8 protein-coding genes, 6 tRNA genes and 1 other annotated feature are annotated in these 9,798 nt (G+C 32.5%); all 14 genes read left to right on the top strand.

Features of this window, described 5'->3' with window-relative positions; genetic code table 11:
- Window positions 1-14 precede the first annotated feature (14 nt).
- A tRNA-Gly gene (locus tag EF514_RS05875) sits at window positions 15-88 on the top strand.
- A 5-nt stretch (window positions 89-93) separates the two neighbouring features.
- A tRNA-Arg gene (locus tag EF514_RS05870) sits at window positions 94-170 on the top strand.
- 9 nt (window positions 171-179) lie between these two features.
- A tRNA-Gln gene (locus tag EF514_RS05865) sits at window positions 180-256 on the top strand.
- Between the two features lie 11 nt (window positions 257-267).
- Window positions 268-343, top strand: a tRNA-Lys gene (locus EF514_RS05860).
- Between the two features lie 9 nt (window positions 344-352).
- Window positions 353-441, top strand: a tRNA-Ser gene (locus EF514_RS05855).
- Between the two features lie 55 nt (window positions 442-496).
- Window positions 497-572: transfer RNA gene (locus EF514_RS05850), tRNA-Lys, on the top strand.
- 91 nt (window positions 573-663) lie between these two features.
- Window positions 664-903: a binding site (T-box leader), on the top strand.
- Window positions 904-944: 41 nt separating this feature from the next.
- Window positions 945-2,222, top strand: coding sequence for an O-acetylhomoserine aminocarboxypropyltransferase/cysteine synthase family protein (locus EF514_RS05845; protein WP_127724499.1), 1,278 nt, complete (start codon window positions 945-947; stop codon window positions 2,220-2,222).
- 21 nt (window positions 2,223-2,243) lie between these two features.
- On the top strand, window positions 2,244-4,040 hold the full coding sequence (locus EF514_RS05840; RefSeq protein ID WP_127724498.1) for a homoserine O-acetyltransferase/O-succinyltransferase family protein: 1,797 nt from the start codon (window positions 2,244-2,246) through the stop codon (window positions 4,038-4,040).
- Between the two features lie 107 nt (window positions 4,041-4,147).
- Entirely contained in the window at window positions 4,148-5,347 is a 1,200-nt protein-coding gene (locus EF514_RS05835) for an MFS transporter (RefSeq protein WP_127724497.1), read from the top strand.
- Window positions 5,348-5,470: 123 nt separating this feature from the next.
- Complete coding sequence (locus EF514_RS05830) at window positions 5,471-5,896, top strand: acyl-CoA thioesterase (protein WP_164845555.1); 426 nt, start codon at window positions 5,471-5,473, stop codon at window positions 5,894-5,896.
- Window positions 5,897-6,205: 309 nt separating this feature from the next.
- The gene (locus EF514_RS05825; RefSeq protein ID WP_127724495.1) at window positions 6,206-7,549 is read left to right on the top strand and encodes an oxaloacetate decarboxylase subunit alpha; all 1,344 of its coding nucleotides are present in this window, start codon (window positions 6,206-6,208) and stop codon (window positions 7,547-7,549) included.
- Between the two features lie 214 nt (window positions 7,550-7,763).
- Entirely contained in the window at window positions 7,764-7,985 is a 222-nt protein-coding gene (gene acpP / locus EF514_RS05820) for an acyl carrier protein (protein ID WP_127724494.1), read from the top strand.
- Window positions 7,986-7,989: 4 nt separating this feature from the next.
- Window positions 7,990-8,430 carry an acetyl-CoA carboxylase biotin carboxyl carrier protein gene (locus tag EF514_RS05815; protein ID WP_127724493.1) on the top strand — a complete coding sequence of 147 codons (441 nt, stop codon included), beginning with the start codon at window positions 7,990-7,992 and terminating at the stop codon, window positions 8,428-8,430.
- Window positions 8,427-9,797: an acetyl-CoA carboxylase biotin carboxylase subunit gene (gene accC / locus EF514_RS05810; RefSeq protein WP_127724492.1), complete on the top strand. Its 1,371-nt coding sequence runs from the start codon at window positions 8,427-8,429 to the stop codon at window positions 9,795-9,797. Before EF514_RS05815 ends, accC begins: the two co-directional genes overlap by 4 nt.
- The last annotated feature ends 1 nt before the right edge of the window (window position 9,798 follow it).

Below are 9,798 nucleotides of genomic sequence, written 5' to 3'. Positions count from 1 at the left end.
ATAATAAATACTATGCGGGTGTAGCTCAGTGGTAGAGCCCCAGCCTTCCAAGCTGGTTGCGAGGGTCCGATTCCCTTCACCCGCTCCAAATATGCACCTATAGCTCAGTAGGATAGAGCAACGGACTTCTAATCCGTGTGCCGGGGGTTCGAATCCTCCTAGGTGCACCACAAAAATATTGGGGTGTAGCCAAGTCGGTAAGGCACCAGACTTTGACTCTGGCATTTCGTAGGTTCGAGTCCTGCCACCCCAGCCATTTAAATTTAAGACCCATTAGCTCAGTCGGCAGAGCACCTGACTTTTAATCAGGGTGTCGCGCGTTCGAATCGCGCATGGGTCACCATTTTAATAAGGAGAGGTACCGAAGTGGTCATAACGGGGCGGTCTTGAAAACCGTTAGGGTGCAAGCCCACGTGGGTTCGAATCCCACCCTCTCCGCCAAAATTCTGTAGTTATTACTACAGAATTTTCTATGATAACTGTATTATGTACTTAAGACCCATTAGCTCAGTCGGCAGAGCACCTGACTTTTAATCAGGGTGTCGCGCGTTCGAATCGCGCATGGGTCACCATTTTTACAAGCTTAGGCTTGTTTTTTATTAAAATTAAAAAAAATCATTGACATTACATATTAACAATAGTAAAATGAATAACAATATTAAAATTAAACTGTTTAGAAAGAAGAGTACCTTATTGGAATGAGTACAGAGAGCTTCGTTTGGTGAGAGAAGTGGAATGAAGATAGGGGAACATGGTCTTTTCTTGGGAAATATCGAAATTTTCTTTAGATATTTACGGGAGCGCCCGTTATAGCGATAGAGTATGATAGTACTTGAAGAGGTTATTACTGTGAGGTAATGACAAATAAAGGTGGTAACACGAAGTTTAGCTTTCGTCCTTTTAGGACGGAAGCTTTTTTTATTTTAAAAATTTGGAGGTAAAAAATGAAAGAGTTAAAAAATTTGTCAGTTGAAACTTTATGTGTGCAAGGTGGCTACCAGCCTAAAAATGGTGAGCCTAGAATATTACCTATTTTTCAATCAACGACTTATAAATATGATGATGCAGATGAAGTAGCGGCATTATTTGATTTGGAAAAAGATGGACATATGTATTCCAGAATATCCAATCCGACAGTGAATGCCTTTGAGGAAAAAATAGCACAAATGGAAGGCGGCGTTGGAGCTTTAGCAACTTCATCAGGTCAATCAGCAACTCTTTTAGCTATTCTTACAATATGTAAGGCAGGGGAACATATTGTGGCAATGAATAATTTATATGGAGGCACCTATACTTTAATAGGATCTACATTGGAAAAGTTCGGTATAAAGACTACTTTTGTTCACTTAAATAATGAAGAGGAACTTAGAGGTGCAATTCAAGATAATACAAAACTTGTATTTTCCGAAACTATAGGAAATCCCGGAGTAGATGTCTTAGATATTGAAAAAATTTCAGCAATAGCTCATGAATACGGTATACCTTTAATAGTTGATAATACTTTTGCCACTCCATACCTATGTAGACCTTTTGATTTTGGAGCCGATATAGTAACACATTCTACAACTAAGTTTTTAGATGGACATGCTACAAGTGTCGGCGGAGTTATAGTAGATAGCGGTAAATTTAATTGGGAAAATGGAAAGTTTTCTTGTTTAACTGATAAAGATCCGAATTACCATGGTCTTAGTTATACTGATACTTTTAAAGAACAAGCCTATATTACTAAGGCAAGAGTAGTCTTTATAAGAGATTTAGGAACTACAATGAGTCCTTTTAACGCTTTTTTAACAAATTTAGGCGTTGAAACTTTAGCTTTGAGAATGGAAAAGCATTCTACAAATTCACTGGAAGTGGCAAAGTTTTTAAAAGATCATCCAAAGGTGGATTGGATAAAGTATCCTTTACTTGAAGGTGACAGTAATTATGAATTAGCTAAAAAGTATGTCCCTAAAGGAGGTAGCGGAATAATTGCCTTTGGAGTAAAGGGTGGAATAGAGGAAACTAAAAAATGGATTAACAACTTAAAGTTGACGACTTTAGTAGTTCACGTTGGAGATATTAGAACCCATGCACTTCATCCGGCAAGTATGACTCATAGACAGCTTAGCGAAGAAGCTCAAATAGAAGCCGGAATACTTCCGAATATGGTTAGACTTTCAGTTGGAATAGAAAATGTTAAGGAAATAATAGAAGATTTAAATCAGGCTTTTGAAGGTTAAAATTGTTAAGGAGTTGAAAATATGCCTCTTATTATACCAAGGGATTTAATTGGAGAAGATGTTTTACAAAGGGAAAATATTTTTGTGATCGGTGAAAATAGAGCACAAAGCCAAGATATTAGACCAATAAAAGTTGCAATAGTAAACTTAATGCCTAAAAAGGAAGAAACTGAAATTCAATTTTTAAGAATGTTATCTAATACTGCCTTGCAAATAAATATTGATTTAATAAGAATGGGTTCCCATAATTCAAAAAATACTGAACAAGAACATCTGGAAAAATTTTACAAGACTTATGAAGAGATAAAAGACAATAAGTATGATGCGATGATAATTACAGGTGCTCCAGTGGAAAAACTTGAGTATGAAAACATTAAATATTGGGATGAATTAAAGAGTATTTTGGAATTTGCTAAAACTAATGTCTATTCTACAATGTTTATTTGTTGGGCGGCACAAGCAGCTCTTTATTATTATTACGATATTGATAGTGAAGTTTTAGATAATAAAATATTTGGAGTATTTGAATTTGAAAAACTTGCTGATGATAAAATCCTAAAGGGTTTTGACGATGAATTTCTGGTTCCACATTCAAGGCATACCTATGTAAGAGAAGAAGAAGTTAGAAAACATTCAGATTTAAAAATTTTAGCGAGTAGGGAAGATACGGGAGTAGGTTTAGTTACCACAGAGGACAATAGGTTTATATTTTCTTTTGGGCACTGGGAATATGATAAGGAAACCTTGCACAATGAATATATTAGGGATTTATCTAAGGGATTAAAAATCAATTTACCTAAGAATTATTATAAAAATAACAATCCTAAAGACGGTATAACCATTAAATGGAGAACTTCGGGAAATTTATTTTTTTCAAACTGGTTAAACTACTGTGTATATCAAGTGACTCCCTTTCATATTGAGGAAATCGAAAAGAAAAGTGTTTCAAAATTCGGCGGTTCATCTTTAAGCGATGCAAAACAATTTTCTAAGGTGAAAAGTATAGTATTATCTGAAGATGAAAGAGATATTATAGTTGTTTCAGCACCGGGAAAGCGAGATTCTAAAGATGAAAAAGTCACAGATTTACTAATAAATATAAGTGAATTAAAAGAAAGTCAAAATAAAATTGAAAGAGTTTTAGCAGAATTAAAAGAAAAATTTATTGAGAATGAAAAGCTTATAGATACTACAGTAGAAACTATAAAGAATAGATTTAAAAACATAGCTATTGATTTAAACTTAGATAAAAAGACTTTTGAAGAAATAGAAAATTCTTTTAAAGATATAGAATCTTCGCAGAGTAGAGATTTTATAGTAAGCCGCGGAGAATATTTAAATGCTAAGTTAATGGCAAAGTATTTAGACTATGAATTTATAGATGCTAAAGACTTAATTAATTTCAATTCTAGAGGAGAAATTGATTTTGAAAAAAGTTATGAAAATGTAAGAGAAAAAATGAGCAAGGGAAAGAAATTCGTAGTTCCTGGCTTCTATGGTAGAGATGTTGAGGGGAATATTAGGACTTTTAATAGAGGCGGTTCAGATTTTACAGGGTCCATTATTGCAAGCGCTCTTAATTCAAAAGTCTATGAAAATTGGACCGACGTAAACGGTGTTATGACTTCAGATCCCAAGAAAGATAGGAAAGCGGAGACTATACCGACTTTAAATTATGATGAATTTGGAAAGATAATAGAAGATGGTGCGGAAATTTATCAAAAAGAAGCTATTGCACCGGTGAGAGAAAAAAACATAATGATTAAAATTCTAAATACCAATAATCCAAACAGTCAGGGAACAATAGTAAAAGATTAGTTATTAACAGGTGTAATTATTTTGCACCTGTTTTAATGTAATTTTAGTATGATTAAAGTATTGGCTATGGTAAAATATATCAAATATTAATTTTTAGGAGGAAGTGAATGGAAAATGTAAACAGGGCTAAAAGCGACAATAAAATGTTAGTTTTTATTTTTTTAGCTCTCTCATACCTAGTGTCAAGTTTTCATAGGGTGTCTTTATCTGTATTATCAGTACCTATTTCTCAAGAATTGGGAATAGGAATGGATACTATTGGAACTTTAGGCTCAATATTATTTTTTATATATGCAATAATTCAAATACCCTGTGGATACTTATGTGATAGAATTGGTCCGAAAAAAATAATATTATTCAGTTTAATTGTCACTACTATTGGTTCCTTGTCTTTTGGTCTATCTAACAGTGTACATAGCCTATTGTTAAGTAGAGTTCTTTTAAGTATAGGAATATCTACAACCTACATACCTGCCATAACTTTTGTAAGGTTGCTTTTCAGGAGTGAAGAGGCAGGAGGGCTTACTGGTATCTTACTGGCCTTTGGTACTATAGGTACTATCGTAGCTTCAAAACCATTACAGCTGTTAGTTGACAATTTCAGCTGGAGAGTCAGCTTTTATATTTTTGCAATAATTCCCTTTATACTATTTTTATTTATTGTATTTTCTGTAGGTGATATAAGGATAAAGGCATCTTCTTCAAGTTTAAAAGACGGGGAGAGGACAAAGGGACTTGGGTTGGACAGAGCTTTAGTTTCTTTGATTATTATTTTTACCATTTGTACCGGTGCCGTTCAATCATTTCAGGGATTGTGGTTTATTCCCTATTTTGTAGATGGCTATAATTTTGCATTTACTACTACAAGTAATCTATTGTTAGTATTTTCAACGGGTTATTTTTTAGGAACGCCGATTATAGGTAGACTTTGCGATAAATTTGACGTTAGAAAATTGTTGCCAATTGTTTCATTAATAAATGTGGTACTATGGATTACTTTAGGCTTAAAAATAGCTCATGCAAATATTATTTTCTTGGGCATATTGTTATTTTCAATTGGATTTTTCAGTGCAGGATTAATTTCCATAGGATTTTATTATGTAGGTAAATTTACAAAGATAGATAGAAGAGCTTTAATAACTAGTATTTTAAGTTTTAGCGGCTATATTTTTACGTCTTTCTTATTAAAGTTTATAGGTGGTATAGTTTCTCTAAGTAGGGGAATGGATAACTTAAATTCTTTTTTTATATTTTATGCAATTATAATTCTCATATGTGCATTTATTTTTAGCTATAGAAAAGAATAATTGTAGAGAAAACAGGATATAATTTCACAATGCAAAATTAGTTTTATTATATAAAATATAGCTTTACAATATGAAAAGCATATTGTATAATGGAACTAATAAAATTTGAAAGGAATGTTTTTTGTGAAAGAATTAAGTACGTCTCAGTTAGTATTAACCGGTGATTTAAATCATCATGGAACTTTATTTGTAGGTAAGGCTTTAATTTGGTTATCGGAAACAGGATTTATGACTGCTTCAATGAGCTATAAAAATCCTGATGAGTTGGTTTTTTTAGCAATGAATGGGTTTAAGTTTTTTAAACCGGTTCCAAAGGGAGATATTGTAAACTTTACGGGCAAAATTGTAAATTTGGGCAATTCAAGTATTACAGTTTATGTTAACGGTGTTTCATCTTTAACTGGTGAGATACACGTTGAAGGTTTTATTACTTATGTATGTATTGATCAAGTTACAAGAAAGAAAAAAAATCATGGTCTTGTAATGGATGATGCGGAGTCAACAGAGGAAATAAGAATTAGAAATCGTGCTTTAGAGTTAGTTAGTTAACGGAATAATTTCTTTTCATAATAAAATATGGGAGTATAGCATGCATAACGTGGTGTTATGTATGCTATTTTATTTGGCTGCTTTTTAAATGTTTTTTATAAATTTATAATGGTATGGCGGGTAATATTATGTAATAATTAGATAAAGGATTAAAAAATTTTAATTTAAAAAATATGCTTTTATATATCAGTTAGTAATTTCAATTTTAAAGAACAACTTAGTACTTATTTAAATTTCATTTGAAATATTTTTAATTTGTAAGAAAAGTCGTAAGTAAAAATTATAAAATAAATAGGATGGGAGTGGAATATGAAAAAGAAAATAGAGTTTACGGAAACAGTTTTAAGAGATGCACATCAAAGTTTAATGGCTACAAGAATGAGATATGAAGATATGCAGCCCGCTCTTGAAATGTTAGATAATGCGGGATATAGAGCTTTAGAGTGTTGGGGAGGAGCAACTTTTGATTCCTGTATAAGATTTCTAAATGAGGATCCTTGGGAGAGAATTAGAAATATAAAGGCACATATGAAAAACACTAAAACTCAAATGCTTTTAAGAGGTCAAAATTTATTGGGTTATAAAAACTATCCTGATGATATTGTGGAAAAATTTATTGAACTTTCAATTAAAAACGGAGTGGATGTAGTAAGAATCTTTGATGCCTTAAATGACGTAAGAAATTTGGAAACTTCAATAAGTGCAGCTAAGAGGTTTGGAGCAGAGACTCAAGTTGCTATTAGTTACACAGTTTCAGAAGTTCATACTATAGAATATTTTACAAAATTAAGCGAGACAATTGCTGAAATGGGCGCTGATAGTTTGGCAATAAAGGATATGTCGGGAATATTAACACCCTACGAAGCCTATGAATTAGTTAGACAAATTACTAAAAGATTAAATTTACCAGTGGAACTTCACACTCATGCTACTACAGGAATGGGTTCTATGACTTATTTAAAGGGAATTGAAGCAGGTGTTGATATAATAGACACTGCAATTTCACCTTTTTCCGGAGGTACCTCTCAACCGCCTACAGAAACACTTTATATGCTTGTGAAGGAGAAGGGATATGATACAAGTTTAAATATTAAAATCCTTGAGGAAATAGCAAATCACTTTGAAAAGGTTAAGGTGAAATATATTGAAGAGAATATTTTACCTGTAAAGATGCTATCTGTAGATCCTAACGGTTTAATATACCAAGTTCCGGGAGGAATGCTTTCTAACCTTTATACTCAATTGGAAGGTCTTAAAAAATTGGAAAAATACGGCGAGGTTTTAGCTGAAATACCTAGAGTTAGAAAGGATTTAGGATACCCGCCTCTTGTAACTCCAATGAGCCAAATGGTAGGAACTCAAGCTACCTTTAATGTGATAATGGGTCAGAGATATAAAATGGTTCCAAAGGAAATAAAGGAATATCTAAAGGGAAATTACGGTAAGAGCCCTGTTAAGATAGATGAAGATTTTAGAAGATCTATAATAGGCGATGCTGAAGTAATAGAGGGAAGACCTGCAGATTATTTACAGCCGGGACTTGCTACTGCAAGAGAAGAAATAGGAGATTTAGCTAGAAGTGAAGAAGATGTGTTGACTTATGCTTTATTCCCTGAAGTAGCAAGAAAGTTTTTAGAAGAGAGAAACAAATAAATCTGAGTATTGGAATATAAAATTTAATAAAAGCTCTATTCATTTTATTGAATAGGGCTTTTTAAATGTCTAAATAAAAGCAAAGATTATGGAAATACATAAGAAAATTTAAGTATTTAATTGACTTTGAATATATTTAAAACTATAATATACTTAAAATTATTTATATAAAGAAACTTATGTAAGAAATTTAAAATATATTTGGAGGTAAATTATGATTTTAGAAGATGTAAAAGAATTAGTAGCGGAAAATTTAGGTTGTGAAATAGAGGATTTAAAAGAAGAAACAAATTTAATAGAAGATTTAAATGCGGATTCTCTAGATATTGTTGAATTAACTATGGCAATTGAAGAAAAATTTGGAGTACAAATTCCAGATGAAGATTTAGAAAAGGTTAGAACTATAGAAGATATAGTTAAGTATATTGGAAAGTAAAAAAATGGAAGTAAGAGAAATAATAGATATTTTTACTAATTCCAACCTGTCCTCTTTAAAATATAAGGACAATAATTTTAGTTTGGAATTGGAAAAAAACTCTTCTAATTTAGATAAGAGTACTACAAGAGAATTAGAAACAAATATTGAAAATAAATTAGAAGGAAAAAAAGAACATAATAAAAATAATAATGAGGGAAATTCCAACTTTAAGTTGGAATCTCCTCTTGTAGGAATTTTTTATTCCAGTCCGTCTCCGGAAAGTCCTAGGTTTGTAGAAATAGGAGATAGTGTTAAAAAGGGAGATGTGCTCTGTATAGTAGAAGCTATGAAAATGTTTAATGAAGTTAAATCCCCTGTAAACGGAATAATAAAAAACAATGGATTTGAAGATGGAGAGCTAATTCAATACGGGGATGTTATTTTTGAGATAGAGGAAATATGATAAAGAAATTATTAATTGCAAATAGAGGAGAGATTGCACTAAGGATAATACGATCTGCTCAAGAATTACAGATAAAGACAGTTGCTGTTTATTCTACTGAAGATGTGGATCAACTACATGTTAAATTTGCAGATGAAAGTATTTGTATAGGACCAGCTCAAAGTGTTGAGAGTTATTTAAATGTTGATAACATTATTTCAGCTGCTTTATCTACAAATTGTGATGCTGTTGCACCGGGATATGGTTTTTTATCTGAGAATGCAAGTTTTGTAAAGAACTTGGAGGAGGTAGGACTTAAGTTTGTAGGTCCATCATCTGAAATTATTGAGATGATGGGAGATAAAATAGCTGCAAGAAATTTAATGATAAAAAACGGGGTACCAGTAGTTCCGGGTTCTGATGGGAAAGTAGAAAGCGAAGAAGAGGCTTTTGAAATTGCGGAGAGAATAGGGTACCCTCTTTTAATTAAGGCATCAGGTGGCGGCGGCGGTAAGGGAATGCGTAGGGTTTTTAGAAGCGAAGATTTGAAAAGAGAGTTTAATGCTGCAAAATCAGAGGCAATTGCCGCTTTTAACAACGGTGATATGTATATTGAAAAACTTATTGTAAATCCCAAGCATGTGGAAGTTCAAATTTTAGCAGATAAATTTTCCAATATAGTAGCTCTTGGTGAAAGAGATTGTTCAATTCAAAGGAAAAATCAAAAAATGATAGAGGAGAGCCCCTGTGTAAGATTAAATGACGATAAGCGCAAGGAGCTTTATGAAACTGCTATAAGAGCGGCAAAAGCTTGTAACTATGAAAATGCGGGAACAGTGGAGTTTGTACTTGATGAGGAAAATAAATTTTATTTTATAGAAATGAATACCAGAATTCAAGTTGAACATCCTGTAACTGAAATGGTTACGAATATAGACTTAATAAAGGAACAATTAAGAATTACATCCGGTCTAAGGCTAAGCATTAAACAGGAAGATGTAAAAGTTGAGGGTTGTGCAATTGAATGTAGAATAAATGCCGAAAATCCGCTTAATAATTTTATGCCGGAATCAGGAGAAGTGGAATTTTTCTATGGTCCGGGAGGAGTGAATACGAGATTTGATTCCTATCTTTACAGCGGAGCCAGAGTCAGCCCTTATTACGATTCAATGCTTGGAAAAATTATAGTAAAAGATAAGACGAGATTGGGAGCAATAAGGAAGATGAGAAGGGCATTGGAGGAAATCATTATAGATGGTGTCAGCACAAACCAGTACTTACTTTATGCTATTTTATTTGATATTGACTTTATAAGGGGAAATTATTCTACTTCTTTTATAGAAGAAAAACTAGATGAACTTCTCAATTTAATGGAGGCATATAGATAAA

It is taken from the genome of Anaerosphaera multitolerans, assembly GCF_004006535.1.
Lineage (GTDB): Bacteria > Bacillota > Clostridia > Tissierellales > Peptoniphilaceae > Anaerosphaera > Anaerosphaera multitolerans.
The sequence above is the reverse complement of the archived record's forward strand: the minus strand, read 5'-3'. Positions and strand labels throughout refer to the sequence as shown.